At 68.4% G+C, this 348-nt stretch carries 1 protein-coding gene; it reads right to left on the minus strand.

The genetic code is table 11. The annotated features are described in order from the left end of the window. The coding region (locus ACFWI9_RS34640) for a hypothetical protein (RefSeq protein WP_387169360.1) at window positions 1-348 on the minus strand (348 nt) is incomplete at both ends.

Consider the following 348-nt stretch of genomic DNA (forward strand, 5'->3'; position numbering starts at 1 on the left):
CGTAGTCGCCGTGGTAGTTGCTCAGCGACTGCAACTGGGCCTGGGGGTTGCCCAGCGCCATGAGCCGCGACTGGGTGGTGCGGCCCGCGTAGTCGATGATCAGGTCGGTGTACGAGGGCAGGTTCGCCACCGTGGGCAGCACCATCCCGGAGCCCGACGCGGAGGCGTTGTAGAACGGCGCGCTGGTACCGGTGACGTTGCCGGAGGTGTCGTACCGGGTGGAGACGACGGTCCGGCCCGAGCCGGTCGGTGACAGGGTCTGGGTCTCGCGGGTGCGGCCCAGGCCGTCGGTGTAGGTGTAGCTGGTCATGAACGTGGAGCCGGACAGCAGTTGCTGGGTCGTCACCT

The sequence above is a fragment of the Streptomyces sp. NPDC127084 genome (assembly GCF_042724175.1).
Taxonomy (GTDB): domain Bacteria; phylum Actinomycetota; class Actinomycetes; order Streptomycetales; family Streptomycetaceae; genus Streptomyces.